The sequence below is a fragment of the Bacillus litorisediminis genome, from assembly GCF_022808645.1.
In the GTDB taxonomy this organism is placed as follows: Bacteria; Bacillota; Bacilli; order Bacillales; family JC228; genus Bacillus_BF; species Bacillus_BF litorisediminis.
Map to the genome: position 1 here is coordinate 54,139 of NZ_JAKZKT010000008.1, position 22,382 is coordinate 76,520.

The 22,382-nt window shown below is 39.9% G+C and carries 20 protein-coding genes, 1 riboswitch and 1 other annotated feature; of the genes, 19 read left to right on the top strand and 1 reads right to left on the bottom strand.

The window, feature by feature from the left end; genetic code table 11:
- Window positions 1-23 precede the first annotated feature (23 nt).
- Window positions 24-1,190, top strand: a complete 1,167-nt coding sequence (spoVID, locus tag MLE14_RS05980; protein ID WP_243297439.1) for a stage VI sporulation protein D — start codon at window positions 24-26, stop codon at window positions 1,188-1,190.
- A gap of 86 nt (window positions 1,191-1,276) precedes the next feature.
- Window positions 1,277-2,314: a spore coat protein YsxE gene (gene ysxE, locus MLE14_RS05985; RefSeq protein ID WP_243297440.1), complete on the top strand. Its 1,038-nt coding sequence runs from the start codon at window positions 1,277-1,279 to the stop codon at window positions 2,312-2,314.
- Between the two features lie 25 nt (window positions 2,315-2,339).
- Here the strand turns inward: ysxE and MLE14_RS05990 are convergent, their stop codons facing one another.
- The gene (locus tag MLE14_RS05990) at window positions 2,340-2,531 is read right to left on the bottom strand and encodes a hypothetical protein (protein WP_243297441.1); all 192 of its coding nucleotides are present in this window, start codon (window positions 2,529-2,531) and stop codon (window positions 2,340-2,342) included.
- 166 nt (window positions 2,532-2,697) lie between these two features.
- Window positions 2,698-2,930 (top strand) — a binding site (T-box leader).
- Window positions 2,931-3,000: 70 nt separating this feature from the next.
- On the opposite strand from MLE14_RS05990, the gene MLE14_RS05995 reads away from it, so the two are divergent.
- The 17 genes from MLE14_RS05995 to pilO all read left to right on the top strand — a co-directional run bounded on the left by MLE14_RS05995 (window position 3,001) and on the right by pilO (window position 22,352).
- Window positions 3,001-5,646 (top strand): valine--tRNA ligase, encoded by a 2,646-nt coding sequence (locus tag MLE14_RS05995; protein WP_243297442.1) that lies wholly within the window; start codon window positions 3,001-3,003, stop codon window positions 5,644-5,646.
- A gap of 64 nt (window positions 5,647-5,710) precedes the next feature.
- Window positions 5,711-7,009, top strand: a complete 1,299-nt coding sequence (locus MLE14_RS06000) for a bifunctional folylpolyglutamate synthase/dihydrofolate synthase (protein ID WP_243297443.1) — start codon at window positions 5,711-5,713, stop codon at window positions 7,007-7,009.
- A gap of 98 nt (window positions 7,010-7,107) precedes the next feature.
- Window positions 7,108-8,841, top strand: coding sequence for a sensor domain-containing diguanylate cyclase (locus MLE14_RS06005; RefSeq protein ID WP_243297444.1), 1,734 nt, complete (start codon window positions 7,108-7,110; stop codon window positions 8,839-8,841).
- A gap of 154 nt (window positions 8,842-8,995) precedes the next feature.
- Complete coding sequence (locus MLE14_RS06010; RefSeq protein WP_243297445.1) at window positions 8,996-10,096, top strand: hypothetical protein; 1,101 nt, start codon at window positions 8,996-8,998, stop codon at window positions 10,094-10,096.
- A gap of 11 nt (window positions 10,097-10,107) precedes the next feature.
- The gene (locus MLE14_RS06015; protein WP_243297446.1) at window positions 10,108-10,962 is read left to right on the top strand and encodes a VanW family protein; all 855 of its coding nucleotides are present in this window, start codon (window positions 10,108-10,110) and stop codon (window positions 10,960-10,962) included.
- 17 nt (window positions 10,963-10,979) lie between these two features.
- Entirely contained in the window at window positions 10,980-11,417 is a 438-nt protein-coding gene (locus MLE14_RS06020) for a type IV pilus modification PilV family protein (RefSeq protein WP_243297447.1), read from the top strand.
- The gene (locus MLE14_RS06025; protein ID WP_243297448.1) at window positions 11,414-11,860 is read left to right on the top strand and encodes a PulJ/GspJ family protein; all 447 of its coding nucleotides are present in this window, start codon (window positions 11,414-11,416) and stop codon (window positions 11,858-11,860) included. Before MLE14_RS06020 ends, MLE14_RS06025 begins: the two co-directional genes overlap by 4 nt.
- Window positions 11,838-13,199, top strand: a complete 1,362-nt coding sequence (locus tag MLE14_RS06030) for a hypothetical protein (RefSeq protein WP_243297449.1) — start codon at window positions 11,838-11,840, stop codon at window positions 13,197-13,199. The genes MLE14_RS06025 and MLE14_RS06030 overlap by 23 nt, the downstream gene beginning before the upstream one ends.
- Window positions 13,200-13,207: 8 nt before the next feature.
- The gene (locus MLE14_RS06035; RefSeq protein WP_243297450.1) at window positions 13,208-14,854 is read left to right on the top strand and encodes a GspE/PulE family protein; all 1,647 of its coding nucleotides are present in this window, start codon (window positions 13,208-13,210) and stop codon (window positions 14,852-14,854) included.
- A 13-nt stretch (window positions 14,855-14,867) separates the two neighbouring features.
- Complete coding sequence (locus MLE14_RS06040; RefSeq protein WP_243297451.1) at window positions 14,868-15,908, top strand: type IV pilus twitching motility protein PilT; 1,041 nt, start codon at window positions 14,868-14,870, stop codon at window positions 15,906-15,908.
- 2 nt (window positions 15,909-15,910) lie between these two features.
- Window positions 15,911-17,119, top strand: coding sequence for a type II secretion system F family protein (locus tag MLE14_RS06045; protein ID WP_243297452.1), 1,209 nt, complete (start codon window positions 15,911-15,913; stop codon window positions 17,117-17,119).
- 79 nt (window positions 17,120-17,198) lie between these two features.
- A riboswitch (cyclic di-GMP riboswitch) is annotated at window positions 17,199-17,283 on the top strand.
- A 100-nt stretch (window positions 17,284-17,383) separates the two neighbouring features.
- Entirely contained in the window at window positions 17,384-17,893 is a 510-nt protein-coding gene (locus MLE14_RS06050) for a type II secretion system protein (RefSeq protein WP_243297453.1), read from the top strand.
- A gap of 55 nt (window positions 17,894-17,948) precedes the next feature.
- Window positions 17,949-19,256: an O-antigen ligase family protein gene (locus MLE14_RS06055; RefSeq protein WP_243297454.1), complete on the top strand. Its 1,308-nt coding sequence runs from the start codon at window positions 17,949-17,951 to the stop codon at window positions 19,254-19,256.
- Between the two features lie 137 nt (window positions 19,257-19,393).
- Window positions 19,394-20,149, top strand: a complete 756-nt coding sequence (locus MLE14_RS06060) for a prepilin peptidase (protein WP_243297455.1) — start codon at window positions 19,394-19,396, stop codon at window positions 20,147-20,149.
- Window positions 20,150-20,161: 12 nt separating this feature from the next.
- The gene (gene pilM / locus MLE14_RS06065) at window positions 20,162-21,139 is read left to right on the top strand and encodes a type IV pilus biogenesis protein PilM (protein ID WP_243297456.1); all 978 of its coding nucleotides are present in this window, start codon (window positions 20,162-20,164) and stop codon (window positions 21,137-21,139) included.
- A gap of 8 nt (window positions 21,140-21,147) precedes the next feature.
- Window positions 21,148-21,729, top strand: a complete 582-nt coding sequence (locus MLE14_RS06070; RefSeq protein WP_243297457.1) for a PilN domain-containing protein — start codon at window positions 21,148-21,150, stop codon at window positions 21,727-21,729.
- Window positions 21,726-22,352 (top strand): type 4a pilus biogenesis protein PilO, encoded by a 627-nt coding sequence (pilO, locus tag MLE14_RS06075; protein ID WP_243297458.1) that lies wholly within the window; start codon window positions 21,726-21,728, stop codon window positions 22,350-22,352. The genes MLE14_RS06070 and pilO overlap by 4 nt, the downstream gene beginning before the upstream one ends.
- The last annotated feature ends 30 nt before the right edge of the window (window positions 22,353-22,382 follow it).

The window sequence follows — 22,382 nt, forward strand, 5'->3', positions numbered from 1 at the left end:
AAGTCATGAAAGGAGGAGTCCCTTTGACTCAAGGAAACACTTCATATTTACGATTTTCCTTAGAGGAGTCTGTCTGGTTTCGAAAGGGACAGGAAGTAGCAGAGCTTCTATCTATTTCGCTTGAACCAAATGTGACGATTCAGGAGAAGGAATTATATGTAGCGATTCGTGGCTCCTTAGAATTAACGGGTGAATATAGACAAGTGGAAAAGAATGAGGAGAACGAAGAGGATGAATTGACGTCTGGAAGATATGTACGGGTGAGCGAGTCTGATGAAGAAGAGTGTTTCGTATTTCAGCATTATTTCCCTGTTGACATTACCATTCCAACAAACAGGGTGAACAGTTTAGACGAATTAGATGTCAATGTAGACAGTTTTGATTATGTGCTTCCAGAGAATAACTGCCTGAAGCTTTCTGCCGACCTAACGGTTACGGGTGTACGGGGCCACGAAGAAACATCAGTGATTGATGAAGCCGAAGACCTGGCTGAGGAAGAAGCAACAGAAGAAGTTCAAGAAGAAGAAAAAGTATTGCTTTTCCGCTCAACTGAAGCAGATGATCAACTCGAAGATGTAGATGACGAGGACGACTATGAGTATGAGGATGAGTCGGAAGATCTAGAAGAAGACTATTCTTTTTCAGCGGAAGCAAGGAAACCATTTGAACAGACAGAGGAAGAAGAAGCCGTCCCGATTCATATTGCCTACCAGGCCAACAATAAGTTCCCGTCTTTTCAAGCTACTGAGGAAGTAGACCAGTTAGCTGTTAGAGGGGAAAAACAACAGCCTTCCGTATCCGAAGAAGAAGCTGGATTTGTTGAGAATCTCCCTGAATCTTCTTCATCTGCACCAGCAGCAGAGTATCCTGAAACGGAAGATCAGCAAGAACAAGAAGAAGCTGAAGACAATAAAAAAGTGAAGACACAAACCTTGAAGCAAAAAACGGCGAAAGGGAAAGGGATTTCGCTAGCTGAGTTTTTTGCCAGAAAAACAGAAGAAGAGGAATCTGCCAGAATGAAGATATACTTTGTCCAGCAGGGAGAGAGTGTAGAACAGATCGCTGAGCGCTATGAAATCAGTGTACAGCAGCTTTTAAAGGTGAATCAGTTAGAGGCGCATGAAGAAATTCATGACGGGCAAGTCTTATATATTCCTGAGGCAAAGAAACCAGTCATTCATAAAAAATAGAGACCACGAGCAGGAGGATTATTTCTTTCCTGCTCTTTCTCCTATTTTGCACCAGGTTAAGAGAAGGATGGAAAGGGGAAAGGGAAATGTCCCAAACCGATGCCCTTACAGCGATTCAGCCAATTCTGAGTCAATACGGAATCAGGTCGCATTATGTCGAACAGATTGGCTCTGCCTATAAAATATACTCAAACCAGGGGACTTTTGCCTTAAAAGAGGCTAGTCCTTATAAAGGCATTAATTTTGTCCGAAACATTCATTTGCTTTTTCAAAAAGGGTATAACCGAATTGTTCCCATTTATCCAACACCAGATGGACGATATGCTGTGCTTTATCAAAACCGGCTTTTTTATTTAATGCCCTGGGTTGCCAATGAATATAAAAATACCGAAGATCGAAATAGCAAACAAAAGCAATTGTTTCGTGAGCTGGCTCGGCTCCATACCCTGTCTTCTAAAGAAGTAGAACTCACAGATGAGAATACAGAAAATCATTATGAAGAGACGAAAACCCAGTGGGAAAAAGAATCCCTGATGCTAGATGAAATGATAGAAGCCTGTGAACAAAAGTGGTATATGTCCCCATTTGAACTCATGATTTGCACGTACTATCATAATGTAAAACAAGCCCTCCAATTTGCGATTCGAAAACTGGATGATTGGTATGAAAAAGCAAAGGATTCCAAAAAGATGAGAATGGTCATCGTTCATGGAAAAGTCGCTCCTGATCATTTCTTATTTGATGAAAGAGGCTATGGATATTTTATTAATTTTGAAGAATCCCGGTATGCCGCACCTCATCATGATATTTTGCCCTTTGTCGCAAGGGCGTGTGAGGGACTGCCGAATCAGAATGAAGATGTTGTGGAGTGGATTTATACGTACACGAGTCATTTTGCTTTAAAAGAGCTGGAAATGGATCTCTTGATCAGTTATTTAGCGTATCCGCTTCCTATTATACAGACACTTGAAAAATACTATAAAAGCACTACAAAATTTAACCAGTTTAAAGCCGCCAGGGAACTACAGGTAAAATTTTGGATTCTGAAAAATACGGAGTATATTGTGATGAGATTGGATGAAATTGAAAGACAGAAAAAGCAAGCAAAAGAAGGAGCCCAATAGGAGGGTTCATCCAATAAGGGCTCCTTTAAATCCAATCAAAATAAAAAGCTAATGCAGTCACAACAAATATGCACAGTAATAAAACATCAAAAGTAGTAGGGAAAAATAAAGTTCGAATTCCTTGGAAAATAGAAAAAGGCACAATGAGCTGCTGGCAAATGCTGCGGAAGTTTCGCAGCCATGGCGGCAAAGTGTAAGGATTGTATTTTCTTCTCATAAAAGGCTCTCTCCCCCTTTACGTCCCTCTTTATAATCTATGTATAAACACTATAGAATGTGTTATTTCTTTCACCTTTCGACCGTTCATGTATAAGATAAACTAAAATCGTCAATACCATTGACTAATACTATTCATTTCGCTAATATTAAAAAAAGAAAAATAAAGATTTGCGAGGAAAGGGAAGAGTACAGCGAATCATTGCTTGAAGAGAGAGGAACCAATAGCTGGGAGGTTCCTTAAGTAAAGTCGTTGGAAGGTCGCCCTGGAGCAGCTTTTATGAACATACAGTAGTAAAAGCCGGTGATGAGCCGTTATCAAATCAGAGTGCTAAGCTAAGGCTTTCAGCCTGCTTAGAATAAAGGTGGTACCGCGAAATAAGCTCTTTTCGTCCTTTTGGATGGAAAGGGCTTTTTATATTGTTTGCTTTTGAATTACCGAAAGGATTATAAGAACAGGAGGATAAGTAATGGAAACGAAACAAAAAGAACTGCCAACGAAATATGACCCGAAATCAATTGAAAAAGGGCGTTATGAATGGTGGTTGAATGGGAAGTTTTTCGAGGCTAAAAACGATCCGAAAAAAAAACCATATACGATTGTCATTCCCCCGCCTAATGTAACGGGAAAACTTCACTTAGGACATGCTTGGGACACAACATTACAAGACATATTAACCAGAATGAAACGTATGCAGGGCTATGATGTACTTTGGCTCCCTGGAATGGACCATGCCGGGATTGCGACGCAGGCAAAAGTGGAACAAAAGCTCCGGAGCGAAGGAAAAACCAGATATGATTTAGGCAGAGAAAAATTCGTTGAAGAGACATGGAAATGGAAAAAAGAATATGCCAGCCATATCCGGGAGCAGTGGGCAAAACTTGGATTAGGCCTTGATTATAGCCGTGAGCGTTTTACACTCGATGAAGGTCTTTCTCAAGCGGTAAAAGAAGTATTTGTTACCCTTTATAAAAAGGGTCTGATTTATCGCGGAGAATACATTATAAACTGGGATCCGGTTACCAAAACAGCTTTATCTGACATTGAGGTGATTCATAAGGATGTGCAGGGTGCCTTTTATCACATGAAGTATCCGTTAAAGGACGGGTCAGGTCATATTGAAATAGCCACAACCCGGCCAGAAACCATGCTTGGTGATACAGCCGTAGCCGTACATCCTGAAGATGACCGTTATAAGCATTTAATCGGAAAAACGGTAATTCTCCCAATCGTTGGCCGTGAAATTCCGATTGTTGGCGATGATTATGTTGATATGGAATTTGGTTCTGGGGCTGTTAAAATTACCCCTGCTCATGACCCAAATGACTTTGAAATCGGAAACCGTCACAATCTGCCGCGTATCCTTGTTATGAATGAAGACGGAACAATGAATGAATTAGCAGGAAAATATCAGGGCATGGACCGCTTTGAGTGCCGCAAGCAAATCGTTAAAGATCTAAAGGAGCAAGGCGTTCTCTTTAAAATTGAAGAGCACCTTCACTCCGTTGGTCACTCTGAGCGAAGCGGGGCTGTTGTTGAACCTTATCTATCCACGCAATGGTTTGTAAAAATGCAGCCTCTAGCTGATGAAGCGATTGCCCTGCAGCAAGAAAAGGATAAGGTTCACTTTGTACCGGATCGCTTTGAAACGAACTATTTGCGCTGGATGGAAAACACCCGTGACTGGTGTATCTCCAGACAGCTTTGGTGGGGACACCGAATTCCAGCCTGGTATCATAAAGAAACAGGCGAAGTTTATGTAGATTATGAACCGCCAGCAGATATTGAAAATTGGAAACAGGATGAAGACGTGCTTGATACGTGGTTCAGTTCTGCATTATGGCCATTTTCTACCATGGGATGGCCGAATGAAGAAGCATCGGACTACAAACGGTACTATCCATCCGATTGTTTAGTAACGGGGTACGATATTATTGGATTCTGGGTGTCCCGCATGATTTTCCAAGGCTTAGAGTTTACCGGGAAACGTCCATTCAAAGATGTGTTAATCCATGGATTGGTTCGGGATGCAGAAGGCCGTAAGATGAGTAAATCGTTAGGGAACGGAATCGATCCAATGGAAGTTATTGAAAAGTACGGTGCTGATTCACTTCGATATTTCTTATCTACCGGAACTTCACCAGGGCAAGATTTACGCTTTAGCTTAGAAAAAGTAGAATCGGTTTGGAATTTTGCCAATAAAATTTGGAATGCTTCCCGGTTTGCCTTAATGAATATGGGAGATATGAGTTATACCGATGTCGATTTAAGCGGTGAAAAGTCAGTCGCTGACCACTGGATTCTAACCCGTTTAAATGAGACGATTGAAACGGTAACGAAGCTGGCTGATAAATACGAATTTGGCGAAGTGGGCCGCGTTTTATACAACTTCATTTGGGATGACTTCTGTGACTGGTATATTGAAATGGCAAAACTTCCTTTATATGGGGAGGATGAAGAGGCCAAAAAGACAACTCGTTCCGTACTCGCTTATGTTCTAGACAATACCATGCGTTTGCTTCATCCATTTATGCCATTTATCACAGAAGAAATATGGCAAAGCCTGCCTACTCAAGGTGAATCCATTACAGTGGCAGCGTGGCCAACTGTGAATCCGGATTTAACGAATGATAAGGCTGCAAAAGAAATGAAACTTCTCGTTGAAATTATTCGTTCTGTTCGTAATATCCGGGCAGAAGTAAATACACCAATGAGCAAAAAAATTAATCTTTATTTAAAAACCAAGGATCAAGAAACGAGTGATATTCTCATTCATAATCAAAACTATTTGGAAAAATTCTGTAACCCGGAAAATCTAGAAATCGGAACCGCTGTCGAAACACCAGAAAAGGCGATGACAGCTGTTGCAACAGGAGTAGAGGTTATTCTACCTCTTGCAGGATTAATTAATATTGAAGAAGAAATTGCCCGCCTCGAAAAAGAACTCGACAAATGGACGAAAGAGGTTGAGAGGGTACAGAAGAAGCTTGCCAATGAGCGTTTCATTGAAAAAGCACCACAACAGGTAGTTGAGGAAGAAAGAGCTAAAGAAAAAGATTACACGGAAAAACGGGAAACTGTATTAAAACGGATTGAAGAACTAAAAACAATGTAATGAGGTAATGAATGATGGCGAATCTTACAGGTTCGTCATCATTTATGCGTAGGAGGGGTTTAGCATGAACTATGAGGAAGCTCTTGCCTGGATCCATGGCCGTCTCCGGCTCGGGGTGAAACCAGGCTTAAAACGGATGGAATGGCTCATGGAAAAGATGGGGCATCCAGAGCAAAGGATCAAATTTGTACATATCGGCGGAACCAACGGGAAAGGATCGACCGTTACATTTGTCCGCTCTATTCTGCAATCTGCGGGGTATGAAGTCGGAACTTTTACCTCCCCCTATATTGAACAATTTAATGAAAGAATCAGCATTAATGGAATGCCGATATCGGATGATGAAATGGTACAGCTTACCGAAATAATCATACCGCTGGCAAACGAATTAGAAGGAACAGAACTGGGGGGACCAACCGAGTTCGAAGTGATTACCGCGATGTGTCTCTATTATTTTGGATTTGTCCGTCCGGTTGACATTGTGATTATGGAGGTAGGACTGGGAGGACGTTTTGACTCAACCAACATTATTTACCCTCTTATATCCGTTATCACGAATATTGGTATGGACCACGTTCGCATCCTTGGTGACACGATATCCGATATTGCATATGAAAAAGCAGGTATTATTAAAAATGGAATCCCCGTGATGATCAGTGAAGACAAAAAGGAAGCAGTAGAGATTATAGAAGAAGTAGCAGCCGCGAAAAAAGCTAAATTATATAAGCTGGATACTCATTTTGTGATTTCCAACCACGAATCAATCGAAGATGGCGAACGGTATACACTTGAGACACCATACCATATCTATCGCGATCTCGTTACGGGGCTGAAGGGAACCTATCAGGCTCATAATTCTGCTTTAGCCGTGATGGTAGCAGACTATTTAAAAACATATTTTTCTTTCTTTATCGAACCTGAGCATGTGTATGAAGGGATAAAAAATGCTTATTGGCCGGGACGCTTTGAAACCGTATCGGAACAGCCGACGATTATTATTGATGGGGCGCATAATCGTGAAGGAATCGAAGCACTAACGAAAACACTTAAACTCAGATTTCCGAAAAATAGGATTAAAGTCCTGTTTGCTGGGCTCTCAGACAAGCCATTACAGCCAATGCTTTCACTGCTTAAGGAAATCTCAGATTCACTTTATGTCACGTCCTTTGATTTCCCTAGAGCTGCTTCAGCAGAGGAATTAAAGGCTGCAATACCAGGTGGCAGCGGCTATGTGGCAGAGGACTGGAAAGCTTGGCTAGACGGGCAGCTGACGCAAATGGAAGAACAGGAAATTCTAGTCGTTACAGGCTCTCTTTATTTTATTTCAGAAGTAAAAAAATACTTTGAAATAACAAATGTGTGAAATAAAAGAAATATGTGACAAATAAAAAATATTTTGGTAAAGTTAATTTATTATTAAGACTTTTTGACTAGTTTTATAGGGAAAGGAGGGAAATAAAAATGATGGTTTCTTCTGCTAAAAAAATTGTAATATGGACACTTTGGTCACTTTTTATTCCAGCAGGAATAGCAGCTGCCTATTTTTATTTTCCTCCAATCCTGCCTGAACAGCCAACTGATATGCTATGGTTCCTAGTGCTTATGATTGGGGCTGCTTTAATGCCCTTTGTTGTAAACCGTACAACCATTGCTTTTGTACAATGGATTTCCATGACGGTTTTTCTTTTATATGGCTTATTTATTGAAATTCTATTTATGCATATTTTCCTGGTTTTCTTGCTTTTACGTACCAAAACGAGCAAAAGCGATCTCTATCGTTATCCGCTTAATTCCATTATGATCTTTATGGTCTCTGTTTTAAGCGGTCTAAGTTTTTATGCTCTTGGCGGAGATCATCATACTTTTACTATGAATCAGCCTTACGGGCTTATATTGGTTATCAGCTATACCCTCGTTTATTTTGCAGGAAATCAAGCGGGTTTAATGCTATTTTCAAGATTGTTTTTTAATGTGAAAAGAAAGCTTTTGGGAAAAGATATTATCTGGGAACTTGCTTCTCTATTGATGATTGTTCCGCTGGGGATGGGGCTTTTTATTTTATATAAAGAAATCGGAGTTGCCTCTGGTATTTTGCTGGGAATTCCATTTTTTACTGTCGCCTTTATATTAAGACTCTATTATTCTACTGATATCATTAATGACCATCTTCAAAAGGCAACCGAGATTGGACATGAGCTAACACAAAGTTTAAAAGCCAGAGAAGTAGTAGACCTTTTTATGAAGCGTATAACAACGATTGTTCCAGTCAGTCATGCATATATATTAGATGTGATTGATAATAAGGAACTTCAGTTGATTCGCCGTTATGAAGAAGGCGAAAATAAGAGCTTGGATATGGAACCTCTTCTCCGTTTTGAGGGGATCAGCGGTATGGTTTGGGGTACAAAAAAAGCGGTTCTCTATTCTTCTAAAGCTCAGTGGGAAACGATTGCAAAAGGGTATATGCCCGAGGGGGCGGAAAGCGTTCTCTGTGTCCCGATTATGCGTAATCAGAAGGTAGTTGGCGTTTTGCTGTTAGCTACTACTGAAAAGCGGGCCTATAAAAAATACCAGCTTATGATTGTTGATATATTATGTTCGTATTTAGCGATTGCTCTTGAAAATGCACGTAACTATGAACTTACGAAAAAAGAGAGTGAACGATGTGCTTTAACGGGTTTATATAATTACCGCTATTTTGAGAGACTGATTGAACAAGAGTATCAGATGCTCATGGAGCGTAAATACAATTATTTATCATTGATTCTAATCGATATTGACCATTTTAAGTCGATTAATGATACATATGGCCATCAAAGCGGCAATGAGGTATTGCGTGCAATTGCTGACAGGATTCAGCAATTTATTGGCGAAACAGGCATTGTGGCACGCTATGGCGGAGAGGAATTTGTAATCCTTCTTCCGAATATTTCTAAAGCAGAAGCTTTATCGATTGCAGAAACATTGCGGATTATGATTGCGAATCGTCCGTTTACTCTAGAACAACAATTAATTCAAAATCGGAAAAGGTCGCTTATTCGAATTACCGCCAGTATCGGAGTTGCCAATGCTCCTGAAGATGCAGATGATTACCTGACGCTAATCAGACATGCGGATTTTGCGATGTATGTAGGTGCAAAACGAAGAGGAAGAAATAAAGTATCAGAGTACCAATCCATTCAAGCTAACGGATGAAAGTATCTTTCCATTGGGAAGATACTTTTTGTCATTAAAAATTTTTAATTTTATTATATTTTTTTATATTTAGTAGGAAAAGACTAGTTTTTTATAACTATTATTCAATAAATAATATACAATAGAGTTACAGGAATATGACGGAGGTAGGAGGATGGAAAATCTTATACATACGGCTGTTAGTGCTGTCGGTCTTATTCTATTAGTTTTCTTGCTGCCCGTCCGTTGGTCATTGTTCGGGAGAGTGGTTATTTGGTTTGTTTCCAGTTTAGCGGGAGGGCTATTGATCCTTGCTTGGGGACATCTGCCTAAGCTGCAAACCATTTTGATACATATAGGATTAACCATTTCAATGAGCATTCTGATTTTGAAATGGTGGGGCGAACATTTTTATAAAAAAGCAGTCCAGCAAAAAAGAGGAGCAGCAGACCTTCCTCAGCCATTATTCAGTTATCAAAAGCAACTGGATAAAGCAAAATTGGCAAAACCAGCCAATCTAGTACAAGTGGATTCAGAGTCAGCTTCAATCAATGTCATAGACAGTCAGGCAAGTATACAAGCTGAGGGTCAAATAAAGCCGACAGCCAATATGAAAAACGGCTCCAATACTAAAAATGAGCTTCAGTACCTGCTCTCAGATGAAAAGTTGGATTATGAGATGCCTGGTTTCCGCTGGGATGATGATTCCACGGCTGAAGATGAGCCTGGTTATCTCCTTGATGATTGGATTATGTCAGATGATTGGAATAAATCTCATAAAAAAGAGGAGGCAGCTGAAAAGCTGCAGAACGAATCGCAAACAAAAACCATTGAAAATGTTATATCTTTTGACGAAAAACGAAAAGAACGAGAAAATCTTGCGCTGACTTTAGAGGCTGACCGTGAGCCTCATAAAGATATCATCCACACTTCGGATCAAGTAGCTGATGAGAACAAAATTGAATCGAAGCCGTTCGAAAATATAGAAAACGTGCATCAGTTTAATCAGACGGTTGAGCAATTTGATTTGAAATGGGTGTCTCTTCCTGAAAATCTTGAGGCTGAAACAAGGGATGATATAGAGGAAGAGGAATTTGCATCATCATATCCAGGCAGATCCATGTTATTAAACGACGGTATTGCCAATTTATATAAAGAACAGGCGGAGTCAGTAAAAAAACAAAAAACAACGTACGAGGACGACACGCCTGTTTTACAGAATGAAAAGCTGTTTTTAAAAGAACTGTCCAAACGGTTCCGAGCATCCAGTGAATAAGAGGTGGGACCATGAAAGTTTGGAGAGGAATTCAACTATTTGTTTCGATTCTTTTAGGAAGCGTCTTATTTATTTGTATCTTTCAGCTAAGCAGCTTTGCCTATGAAAAAATTTTTAATCAGGCATTTCCTAAAAATACAGTCATCAGAAGCGCAGTCGTATCAGGGTTGCCTAAGGATGACTCACCAGAAGAAAAGGGTACAGGAAAAGACGATTTGATACAAGCAGACCCGCCTCAGCAAACTGCCAATGCTGCTGTTATTTCCCTTGTTCGATCCTTTCCTGATATAAGCCAATTATCATCTATAGAGTTTCAGATTGAGCCGGGACAGGCTTTTTCCATGCTGCAATGGGCTGAAAACGAAAGCCCAGATACACTTTCTGATGAAGATTTATCTAATGTTGCCTCACTTTTATGGGAAGCGGTATTGTCTACTGATCTGAAGGTAATCGAACGCCATACAAGCAAAAGTCTTCCTGCTGGGATTCAGCCAGGGCTGGAAGCAAAAATTGATAGGACCCAAAAATTGGACTTCCGTTTTTTCAATGACGGTGATTCGCGGCTTGCCTTTAAGCTTGTTCCAATCAGCAAAACGAGTCTGCATTTAACGATTACTGGTCTAAAATCGAATGAATTTGTTCGCTATCATATTATTCAGGAAAAGGTGCTTGAACCAAGAACCATTGTTCAGTATGTGTCTGCGGATGAGGAAAAGGCAGGCACAACACAACCTGGGAAAAAGGGCTCTACTTTAATAATTAGGAGAGATTATTTCAATGCAGAAGGTGAGGTCGTTCATTCAGAGGTTGTTGCTGAAGATACCTATCTTCCTATCTATGAAATTCAGTATAGTATAAAACCATAATCCAGAGGGACTTCGTAATGAAGAATAGCAGTAAGGGTTTTACCGTTATCGAATTACTCATTGCATTTGCCGTACTATCCATAGTTGTAGTGGGGGCCATAGGTTTTTTTACCCAAGGCTTTCAATTTACTTCATACAATGAGGACAAGCTTTCGGCTGTTCATCTATCCTCGCTTGTCTTAGAAAAGGTACAGGAAAATTTTTCAGAAACGGCTTGTCCAAGCCCTGATACCAATCTATTTCCAAACTACCAGCATTTATTTGAGGGTCTTGATGTAAATGGGGCGTTTGTTTTAAATGAAAAGCGCTATTTTATCACGCTGCTTTTGTATTGTGATCCAGAGCAGTCCCTGCAGACCCTTCATGTTCAAGTATTTGACAGTGTTACGCGGGAGAAGCTGCTAAGCCAAAATTTCGGGTACGTTCAGCTTCAGAGCGGGGGAAGTGCTTCATGAGAACGATTTTGAAAAATGAAAAGGGTCTGACGCTAATTGAACTACTTGGAGCTCTCGTTATTTTTGGGATTGTCATAACGGTGATTTTTAGTTTTTTTAGCTTTGGATCGAATGCCTTTCAAAAGGATAAAGCGATGGTTCAGCTGCAAAATGAAGCGAATAGGATCATGACTGCTCTAACTGTCGCTTATTATTCTGAAGGGACTTTTACGGTTGAGCTAAAGGATGATAATGGCGATGGACGGGCAGATATTGTTTTGAATGGAGCGATTATTTCTGAATCAGACTTACTGTATAGTGTTACCCCAGAAACAATCGCAACCAATCTTGAACCAGTCGAGCTTGAGCTTACTGTCTCCGATTTGCAAAATCCAAACGATGCTATCACACTCAAAACTTATTTGCGGAGTGTACGAACCAATGCAAAAACTTCTAATCTATAACCAAAATGAACATGGTTCTGCGTTAATCTGGACTCTCTTGATTACATCTGTATTGACGATTTTAGCCTTAACATTGATTAGTTTTAATGTGACGCAAAGTAAACAAAATCAAAAATCAGAAAGCCTGATTCAAGAAATAAACTTGGCTGAGATGGGGATTCTTGATTTTAGAAATCGTATCTACAGCTATTTATTAAGTGAACCGGGACCAGGCTCTTTGCAGGAGATCAATGATTGGGTTATATTCAATTTTCCTGGAACGATTGAACATTATATTGAGCAGACAGAAGACCAATTCGGATATCAAGTGTTTAATATTCAAACAGAACAGCCTGCAGAAAATCAGCTGAACATTATCTTCCAAAGTAAAGGATTTACGAGTGCTTCTTCTTCTGGGAAAACCTTGACCAATACAATTTATATTACAGCATCGTCTGGCCCTGGCGGGAGTGATGACCCGATTGACGGAGGGGAAGATGGTTCGGATTGGGGACCTGAAGAAGGGGATGAAGGATGGGACATTATAGAGCCTGATAATCCAGATTCAGGTTTTTACGATGGGGATACTTTATTTCAAGGTGAGGTAACCATTGATAATCCAAATAATGAAATTATCATAACCGGCCATGCAAAATTCACGGATGATGTAGGTTTAACCAAACCAGGCGGATCGATCACCATCGGAAAAGATGGGCTCTTTGAGGGTGTCACAAGTCTTGATTCTTCTAAAACCTCTATTATCGTTGGCAGAAATGCCAGATTCTCAGAGGATTTTTATCTTTTGGTTTCCAATGGGAGACTTTCTGTAGGGGAAAACGCGATTTTTGAAAAAAACGTACATGTAACAGGCGAAAACGGCGTCATCGAGATAGACGGGGGTGCATTAGTAAACGGGAATCTCACCCTCGATACAAATTCGGCCAGTTTTACCGCCGGAAGAAATGCTAAATTTGGCGGAACGGTAACCTTAACGAATAAATCCTATATGAATATTGGCGTGGCCAATGCCTGCAGTGCAAATTATGCTGGTCCCGTCTATTTATTTGGGGGAACATCGATATCAATTGGCGGAAATGCACTCTTTCAAAATACACTTTCTCTGCAAGAAAATGGTTCATCCGTAACGATCCAAGGTCATGCAGCTTTTCAAACCATTCCTTCCATTTCAAAGCAAAGTGAGATTATCGTTAACGGGGATGTCTATATGAACGGAACACCTCCGGCAGGAATGCAAGTGTCAGGCAATATATATCCGTATGATGAAACAATCACAGGGTTTTACAGCTGCACAGTACCAGACGGGTCTGGCTGGGACATTAATGATGAGATCCAATATTAAACCGGGCGGTGGAGTATGTGGAAAAAAGAAAAAGGCTAGGAGATTTATTAGTAGAATCGAGACTCATTACACAGGAACAGCTTGATGAAACTCTAATGCTAAAGAAACAGGAGCAAAAAATTGGTGATGCATTAGTTGAGCGAGGCTATATTAATGAACAGCAGCTGATTGAAGTGCTAGAATTTCAGCTCGGCATTCCTCATGTTACGCTTTATCGCTATCCGGTTGATGGGAGCTTAACTTCCCTTATCACCAAGGATTTTGCCCTCCGCCACGTAATCTTGCCAATAAAAAAAGAAGGCAATGTTTTAACGATAGCGATGAATGACCCGATGGACGTTTATACGATTGATGATATTCGGCTTTCAACTGGGTTTGCGATTAGTCCTGTCATTGCTAAAAAAGATGAAATCATTCAATCTATTTATAAATATTACGATATGAAAGAAACATTTTCAGAGCAAGAAACTGTCATTTCTTCCGCGAATACGGGGGATAATGCACCAGCCGTTCGTTTGGTTGATCAGATATTAACGAGCGGTCTTCAATTGCGGGCAAGTGATATCCATATTGATCCGCAAGAAGAAAGAATTCTGATCCGCTATCGTGTTGACGGCAAGCTCAGGACAGAAAGGGTCATCTCGAAAAATATATATGAATCATTGATAGCCCGTATCAAAATCATGGCCAGTATGAATATTACCGAATCAAGACTTCCTCAGGACGGACGGATTAAATTAAAAATGAATGCCACACCAATCGATCTGAGAATCTCAATCCTCCCTACTCTGCATGGTGAGAAAGTCGTCATGAGAATTCTAGATTTATCAAAGGTGATGAAAAAGCTGGCACAGCTTGATTTTAATCGGTCCAACCTCCAGCGCTTTGTGCAGTTAATTGAAAGTCCACAAGGGCTAGTCCTGATTACTGGACCTACAGGAGCAGGGAAAACGTCGACTCTTTATGCGGGACTGCACCATTTAAATAAAGCCGATGTAAACATTGTTACGATTGAAGATCCAGTCGAGTATGAACTAGAGGGGATTAACCAGGTTCAAGTCAATCCTCAAATCGGACTCACCTTTGCTAATGGTCTGCGTTCAATCTTAAGACAGGATCCGAATATCATTATGATTGGAGAAATACGTGACCAGGAAACAGCTGATATTGCGGTCCGCTCAGCCCTAACGGGACATCTAGTGTTAAGTACACTCCACACAAATAGTGCCATTGCGGCGATTCCCCGTTTGATTGATATGGGAGTTGAACCATATTTAGTCGCTTCTTCCCTTTCTGGAGTAGTGGCCCAAAGACTGGTGAGAAAGCTTTGCCGTGACTGCAGGGAGGAGTATGATCCGACTGAAATGGAGAAAGATCTATTTCAAAAGCGCGGTATTACAATCGAAAAAATCTATCGTGCTAAAGGCTGTCCGCTTTGCCGACAAACCGGTTATTCAGGTCGAATGGCAATTCAGGAAGTGCTAATTGTTGATGAATCATTAAAATCTCTGATGTTAAATAATAGCTCCATGCAGCACTTAAAGAATCATGCCAGTCAGCATGGAATGATATCATTGGCTGCTGATGGCCTGTTGAAGGTCAAAATGGGATATACCTCACTGGAAGAGGTTTTGAGCGCAGTTGTGGAAAGCTAGGAGGCAAGGTTAGATGTATAAGGAGCAGCTACACTCTATATTACAAGGAGCATTTGAATTTGGTGCCTCCGATATCCATTTAACGGTCGGAGTACCGCCCATTGTTCGCATCAACGGGGAGTTAAAGCCTTACGGCAAAACGCCTTTACTTCCAGAGCATACAGAAGAAATGGCAAGATCAATCATCCCGCATCACCTTTGGCCTATTTTTAAGGAAAAAGGCGAGCTCGATTTTTCTTATGGTATTCCTAAGGTTTCCCGATTTCGAATCAATGCATATCACCAAAGATCATGTGTAAGTATGGCGATTCGTGTCATCCCCACCCATATTCCAACAATCCAAGACTTGTTTTTGCCGCCGCAAATCCAAAATTTAATTACGCATCCGCAAGGGTTAATTTTAGTGACGGGCCCAACGGGGAGCGGGAAATCGACGACCCTTGCAGCGATGATAAACGAAATGAATCGCTATATGAGAAAGCATATTATTACATTGGAAGACCCGATAGAATATTTACATAGGCACGGTCAGAGTATTATTGACCAGCGCGAGGTTGGGTTCGATACAAGATCGTTTGCCAATGGGCTGCGGGCTTGTTTGCGGCAGGATCCCGATGTGATTCTAGTAGGAGAAATGCGCGATTTAGAAACGATTTCAACCGCTATCTCTGCAGCTGAAACGGGCCATCTTGTATTGGGAACATTGCATACAACCGATGCGGCCTCTACCATCGATAGAATCATAGATGTGTTCCCTGCGGAGCAGCAGACACAAATTCGCATACAGCTTGCGTCGGTTTTAAAAGCCGTTATCTCGCAGCGGTTATTCCCAACTATTGATCATTCGGGCAGAAGAGCAGCGGTGGAGCTTTTAATCTGTAATGCGGCTGTTAAGAATTTAATCCGCAACGAAAAGACGCATCAAATTCAAAGTGTGATCCAAACGAGCAGGGAAGCAGGCATGCAAACGATGCAAATGGCGATTGAAGACTTATTAAGGGAGAGAGTCATTTCCAATGAAGCTGCTTACCCGTATCTTAGAGGTGAGTTTTAATCATGGCTGTCTATCAATATTCAGGTCGTGATCGGAAGGGCGAGAAAAGAAGCGGTAAGCTAAAAGCAGCGGATCAAAAGGAAGCAATGGCGAAACTTCGTGAACAGGGCATTGCGGTCCTTTCTCTCGAGGAATTAACGAGTTTCCTATACAAAGAGATTGAAATTAAGAAAAAAAGGGTCAAGCCACAAGACTTCGTCATGTACATTCGCCAATTTTCCACCCTCATTCAAGCGGGGATATCCATCGTTGAGGCCACCCAAATATTGGCGAAACAAAGCGATAATAAATTATTAAAACAGGCTCTGTTAAAGGTTGAAGAAAAGCTAAGAGAAGGTCGTTCCTTTACACAGGCTGTTGCGGAGCATCCGAAAATTTTTCCGCCCATATTTGTCCATCTGGTAAGAGCTGGAGAAGTGGGAGGAAATATGGATGACATTTTAGACCGTCTTGCCGTCTATTTTGAAAAGCAATATGAAACCCGCAATAAAGTGAAAGCTGCTTTAACATATCCCATCTTTATTGGAATCGTATCGATTATCGTTTTAATTTTTCTATTAACTACAGTCGTTCCAACGTTTTCAACGATGTTTGCCTCATTGGGCGCAGAGCTGCCTATTGTTACAAAAATGGTCCTAACAGCCAGTCAGTTTTTCGTAACTTGGTGGTGGGCATTGCTATTAATAGCAGGAACCATTGTGGGGGGACTTTGGTATTTCATTAAAAAGATGGATGGGCAATACTATCTAGACTATTTTGTATTAAAGCTTCCGATGATTGGGATGATTTTAAGAAAATCCGCTTTAGCGAGAATGACGAGAACATTAAGCTCATTATATGCGAGTTCCGTTCCAATCCTGCAATCAATGTCGATTATTGAAAATGTGGTAGGTAATGAAGTATACGTGCGGGCACTGCAAGAGGTAAAAACATCACTTGAAAAAGGGCAATCCATGACAAAACCTTTGCAGAAGCACTGGGCATTTCCGCCTATGGTGGTACAAATGATTGCAACCGGAGAAAAAACTGGGGCAATGGAAACAGTTTTGGGGAAAGTAGCCGACTTCTATGAAGCCGATGTTTCGATTGCAACAGAGAAGCTGAAGGCGCTGCTCGAACCGGTTTTAATCACATTTTTAGCAGGAGTAGTCGGTGTCATCGTCGCATCGATCGCGCTGCCGATGTTCAGTATGTTTGAATCGATACAATAGGAAAATTTATTCAATAAAGGTATAGTCTAAAAGTCTTAAGTATAATATAATAACTTTGTCCATATAAATATTGGTAACTAGAAAAATTGGAAGCTATGAAAATTCTTCTAATCTTGGGCACTTTGAAGAATATTGAGCTAGTAGTGCAACCGGCCGATTTTACATCATGTTGATTAATCCAGGCATTTTGAACATGTGTAAATATCGGCCTTTTCTATACCAATACATACGAAATTATACTATTCATTAATAGGGGGATTAAACATGCGCCGAATTCTAAAAGCATGGAAAAACGAGAAAGGTTTAACGTTAGTAGAATTATTGGCAGTTGTCGTGATTTTGGGGATTATTGCAGCGATTGCAGTTCCGAGTGTAGGCGGGATAATTGAGAATAGTAAGAAGGATGCGCACATAGCGAACGCTCAACAAATGATTAGTTCTGCTAAACTAGTAGCAATATCAGAATTAACTACAAAAGATGGATCTACTTTTTATATACCATTAGACTATCTTATAGATAAGGGGTATTTAGATAACTTTGAAAATCCATTTACAAACAATAATTACAGTGGGGTAACACCTGATTCAGATAGTTTTAATAATTTTGATTTTACTTTACCTTCAGGCAGTTTACATTATGTAACAGTAACAAAAAATGGAAATAAATATACTTATACTGTTACTCTCAATGATGACCAGACAACTAAATCATATGACATTAGTAATGAAACGGAAACCCAATTAAATAGAGAACAGGCATTTACTACGAACTAACTGGGGAAATCATCATTCCCCTTTTTCTTTTTTATTAGACTAATAGAGGTATTTCATGTTTAATCTATTATTACTTTTTCTTATTATATTTCCGATAGCGGTTAATCCATTTCTACCTGAACAATCATATACAACTCACAAAACTATTTTTCTAGTTTTAATTATTAGTTTATGGTGGACAGGAGTATGGTTTAAACGAAAAAATCTTCTATTACAATGGGATCAAGTGCCTAGACTTCCACTCTTTATGGCATTATTATTTTTAAGTTTAATAATTATTTCAGTTCTTTTTTCAGTTGATATACAAACCTCACTATCAGGAAAAATAGCTAGATATGAAGGGCTTTCAACTTGGATATGTTATTTATCCCTATTTGTAGCAGTTCTTTGGAGATCTTCTGTTTTTATGAAATACAATTGGTTAGTGGGATTTTCTTTTATAGCCACTTTAGCTTCAATCCAAGGTATCCTTGAACATTTTAACCTATCAATTATTAACACAGGTTCTACAAGAAGCGTATCCTTTTTTAGCAGTGCTAATTTTTTTGGAACCTTTTCTTTAATTGCTATTTTAGTAACTATGCTTCTTCTATTTACAGCTAACAAGAAAAAGTTCGCAGCTCTCTATTTATTTTTATTAGCAATCCAGTTCCTCGGTTTACTCTACTCTACCACCCGCAGCGCGTGGTTAGGCTTAGCTATGTGTTTATTCATCACAGGGGTCTATATTTTATGGAAGAATAGACCTTTATTTAAAAGGTATATATCAGTTATCTTTTTATTTATCATTTTATTTTGTACGGCCAATAACCTGGCAAATAATATTTTAGCTAATCGAGCTGCAACGATTGTTCAAGATACCAAGACTGCCATTACCGAAGACAATATGAATGCGGGTTCTCACCGTTGGTACATATGGAGAACATCTTTACCCTTAATAAAAGAATATTTCTGGACAGGCTCGGGGCCGGATACGTTCCACCTCGTATTTCCTAATGATTCTGCAGAGACAATGAAATATTTCCCAACGGTCACGGTTGATAAAGCTCATAATGAATGGCTGCAGATTGCCGTTACCATGGGGGGCCCAGCTCTCATTAGCTATTTACTTTTGGTAGGTACTATTTTATTTAAAGCATATAAAACAATCATTAAAAGTAAGAATCCATCTATAGAACTGGTTATGGTTACAGTCCTCATTTCTAGTTATTTGATACAAGCACAATTTAATATTAGTGTAGTACCTGTTGCGCCATACTTTTGGGTATTTCTTGCCTTAACCTATATGTACGCGCTTCGGGATGAAAAAGAATTTAAAATTAACTCAAACATGTCTATAAATAAAAACAGTTCAACATTTTAATTAAAAATGACAACTACCGCTTATTGCTAATTTAGTAATTTTGTAGCGGTATTTTCTTTATTTCAATCACATAAAGATAGTCACATAAAAAATTTACTAGTATACTAAAACTATCAACCAATAAAAGGAATTATGCTATGGATGCAGTGTATGCAATACTTTTTTTAATGCTCGGATTATTGCTGGGTTCTTTTTATAATGTAGTAGGTTTACGGGTTCCGTTAAAGCAGTCAATCGTTTACCCAAATTCACATTGTCCTCATTGTAAGAGGGAATTGGGTCCGCTCGAATTGATTCCGGTGCTGTCCTACCTTTTTCTCAAAGGGAAGTGCCGAAATTGTAAAGCTCCGATTTCAATTTTGTACCCATTTATTGAATTGTTGACAGGACTATTGTTTATGTATGCGTACCTATATTTTGGTTTTTCAAATGAACTCGTAGTTTCCTTTCTATTAATATCTTTATTAAGCATTATTATCGTAACCGACCTAAAATATATGCTGATTCCCAATAAGATTTTGATATACTTTCTTGTATTCTTGTTAGTTTATCGGGTTTTCTCCCCCCTTGATCCATGGTGGAATCCGTATGCAGCAGGAGTTGGGGTTTCACTTTTTCTCCTTCTTGTAGCCATCCTTAGCAAAGGAGGTATGGGCGGAGGGGATATTAAACTGTTCTTTGTAATTGGGATTGCCCTCGGTTTTCCCAATGTACTGCTGACCTTTTTTTTAGCGACCATAATTGGGGCAGTAATTGGAATGATTGGGATTTTTCTTGGAAGGATTAAAAAGCGGCAGGCGATTCCGTTTGGTCCCTTTATTGCGTTAGGAGCACTTCTATCTCTGTTTTATGGAGAACAGATTATGCAATGGTATTTTGATATTCTTTGGTAGGTGGTGCAGCGGATGAGCGGCTTAGTACGAAAAAAACATCATCGGGTCAACATCATAATCAATGACCGTTTCGTGCGCTTTGTAGAGTCTGGCAAAAATAAATCGATTATTAAATATGGACAAAGGTTGATTCCTTCCGGTTTAATCGTGAATGGATTGGTTCAGGACCAGGATGAGTTCATTTCTTTCTTGCATAAGTTTGTCAAAGATGCTCAGATTAAAGGCCGCCTGGTGCGATATTGTGTTCCTGATTCTCAGGTAATCGTCAGACAAACGAATGTACCAATTGAAATCCCGGATGACGAGATTAAGGGGCATTTGTATTTTCAGCTTGGACAAACCCTTCATCTGCCTTTCGAAGACCCGATTATAGAAGCTGTTCCAAATCAGATTCGGAATGGCGATAAAGAAGTAATAGTAGTTGCGAGTAAGGAGTCAGTTGTACAAAATTATCAGCAGATGCTGGATAAAGTGAAATTGCATCCTGAAGCAGCGGATTTAACCTGTCTGTCGTATTACAGACTTTGCTATCATTTAGACTTAGCCCGGCCGCAAGAGCATCTTTTGCTCGTTCAAATTAACCCAAACTCTTTACAGCTTTCCGTGTTTCATGAACATAAGCCGGTATTTTTAAGACAAATCCCGCTTGTATTTCACGAGGAAACCGTGGAAGTCCACTATGGCAGAAATCATGTTGATCAATTGGTATGGAAAGGAACTAGCCGTCAGCTAGATGAAATCTCAAAACCGATTATCACTGAAATGAGCAGGATGATGGATGTGTACCGTTCGAATTTGGCAAAAGGACAATACGAAATTAATAAGGTGTTAATTGTCGGAGACCACCCATGTATTCATTTGCTCGCAATTGAGATTGATGCTCAGCTTAGCCAAGAAGTAGTTGCATTTACAGAACCATTATTTCAGACAAGGAAAAATGTAAATGTACCTGCCTTTTTCTCAGATTGTATTGGCTTGGCATTAAAGTAGGTGAAATGATGCTTGTAGACATAAATCTGTTACCCAAGAAGAAACAACGGAATAGCCATCTCTTACTTGCAATGGGATTGGTCTTTGTTATTATTGTCCTCATAATCACATCAGGCTTATTATGGTTAAATGGGCAAAAGAAAATAGAAGAGCGCCTGGAAACGCAGCTTGCCCAAATACAGGAGCTTCGGCAAATACAGGAACAGCAAAATCAGCCTGTCAAAACGATTATCCCTTCAAACCAATATGAAGAGGTTGTTCAAAAGTTAGCAGCCTATCCGCTGTCAACCGTTGTTTTATTAAACGAAATCTCAAGATTATTACAGGATCAGGGGTCTGTTTTACAGTTTGAATATGCCTCTAGCCAAATTCACCTTGTGCTTGAGTTTTATGCATCGAGAGAAGTAGCCTTTTTCTTGGACCGCTTAAAATCATCCTCCTTTTTTTCTGTTGTCAAATTAAATGAAATTGAAACCGTTCAGCTAAATGGCGGAGCGACTAATATGTTGCCAAGATATCATGCAGATTTTCAGTTAACTATTCATCCATCAGAGGTACAAAAGGCATCCCAGGAGTTGAATGGACAATGAAAGCAATAAAACTGACAAGAATTGTTCTTTTTACTTTGCTTATCTTTGGGTTGCTTTTATTTTCAGGCTATCAAATTATGGTTCTGCCGCTACAAGCGAATATTGAATCACTCGAACAGAAAATTGAAGAGGAGACCGAGCATTTTGAGACCGTTAGCCAAAAGGATCACAATGAAGTAAATGATAGCCAGCTTAGAATCAATCAGCTGCAAGAGCAGCTGCCGTCTCAGCCGTTAGTGGACCAGCTTATTTTAGAATTGGAAAAAGCAGAGCTTGCCTCTGATAGTCTGATATTAAATATGACGTTTGGCAAATCGTCTGCTGAAGAATCTTCATCCAATGCTGAAGCGGTTGAGGAGGGGCAGGGCCAATCCCCTGCTATTATTCCAAGCGGGGTCAAAAAAGTAACGATTTCCATGTCTGTTCAATCTCCTACCTATGAACAGCTAGAAAGCTTTTTGCATGAGATTGAGAATATGAAACGAATCATTCACATTGATCAATTAACGTTTAGCGGGCAAGAAAACTCATTTGGTCAGGCAAATCAGACTCCTGTTGTGTTCACAATCCAAATATCTGCTTTCTACTATCCCGATGGAGAGATGGCGAAACCGGGCAATTGATGAATAGGACTTTTTGACAAAACAATACGA

Coding starts and splice junctions, on each gene's coding strand:
- ysxE (WP_243297440.1), top strand. CDS start 1,277: ATGTCCCAAACCGATGCCCTTACAGCGATTCAGCCAATTCTGAGTCAA.
- MLE14_RS05990 (WP_243297441.1), bottom strand. CDS start 2,531: ATGAGAAGAAAATACAATCCTTACACTTTGCCGCCATGGCTGCGAAAC.
- MLE14_RS05995 (WP_243297442.1), top strand. CDS start 3,001: ATGGAAACGAAACAAAAAGAACTGCCAACGAAATATGACCCGAAATCA.
- MLE14_RS06000 (WP_243297443.1), top strand. CDS start 5,711: ATGAACTATGAGGAAGCTCTTGCCTGGATCCATGGCCGTCTCCGGCTC.
- MLE14_RS06005 (WP_243297444.1), top strand. CDS start 7,108: ATGATGGTTTCTTCTGCTAAAAAAATTGTAATATGGACACTTTGGTCA.
- MLE14_RS06010 (WP_243297445.1), top strand. CDS start 8,996: ATGGAAAATCTTATACATACGGCTGTTAGTGCTGTCGGTCTTATTCTA.
- MLE14_RS06015 (WP_243297446.1), top strand. CDS start 10,108: ATGAAAGTTTGGAGAGGAATTCAACTATTTGTTTCGATTCTTTTAGGA.
- MLE14_RS06020 (WP_243297447.1), top strand. CDS start 10,980: ATGAAGAATAGCAGTAAGGGTTTTACCGTTATCGAATTACTCATTGCA.
- MLE14_RS06025 (WP_243297448.1), top strand. CDS start 11,414: ATGAGAACGATTTTGAAAAATGAAAAGGGTCTGACGCTAATTGAACTA.
- MLE14_RS06030 (WP_243297449.1), top strand. CDS start 11,838: ATGCAAAAACTTCTAATCTATAACCAAAATGAACATGGTTCTGCGTTA.
- MLE14_RS06040 (WP_243297451.1), top strand. CDS start 14,868: ATGTATAAGGAGCAGCTACACTCTATATTACAAGGAGCATTTGAATTT.
- MLE14_RS06045 (WP_243297452.1), top strand. CDS start 15,911: ATGGCTGTCTATCAATATTCAGGTCGTGATCGGAAGGGCGAGAAAAGA.
- MLE14_RS06050 (WP_243297453.1), top strand. CDS start 17,384: ATGCGCCGAATTCTAAAAGCATGGAAAAACGAGAAAGGTTTAACGTTA.
- MLE14_RS06055 (WP_243297454.1), top strand. CDS start 17,949: ATGTTTAATCTATTATTACTTTTTCTTATTATATTTCCGATAGCGGTT.
- MLE14_RS06060 (WP_243297455.1), top strand. CDS start 19,394: ATGGATGCAGTGTATGCAATACTTTTTTTAATGCTCGGATTATTGCTG.
- pilM (WP_243297456.1), top strand. CDS start 20,162: ATGAGCGGCTTAGTACGAAAAAAACATCATCGGGTCAACATCATAATC.
- MLE14_RS06070 (WP_243297457.1), top strand. CDS start 21,148: ATGCTTGTAGACATAAATCTGTTACCCAAGAAGAAACAACGGAATAGC.
- pilO (WP_243297458.1), top strand. CDS start 21,726: ATGAAAGCAATAAAACTGACAAGAATTGTTCTTTTTACTTTGCTTATC.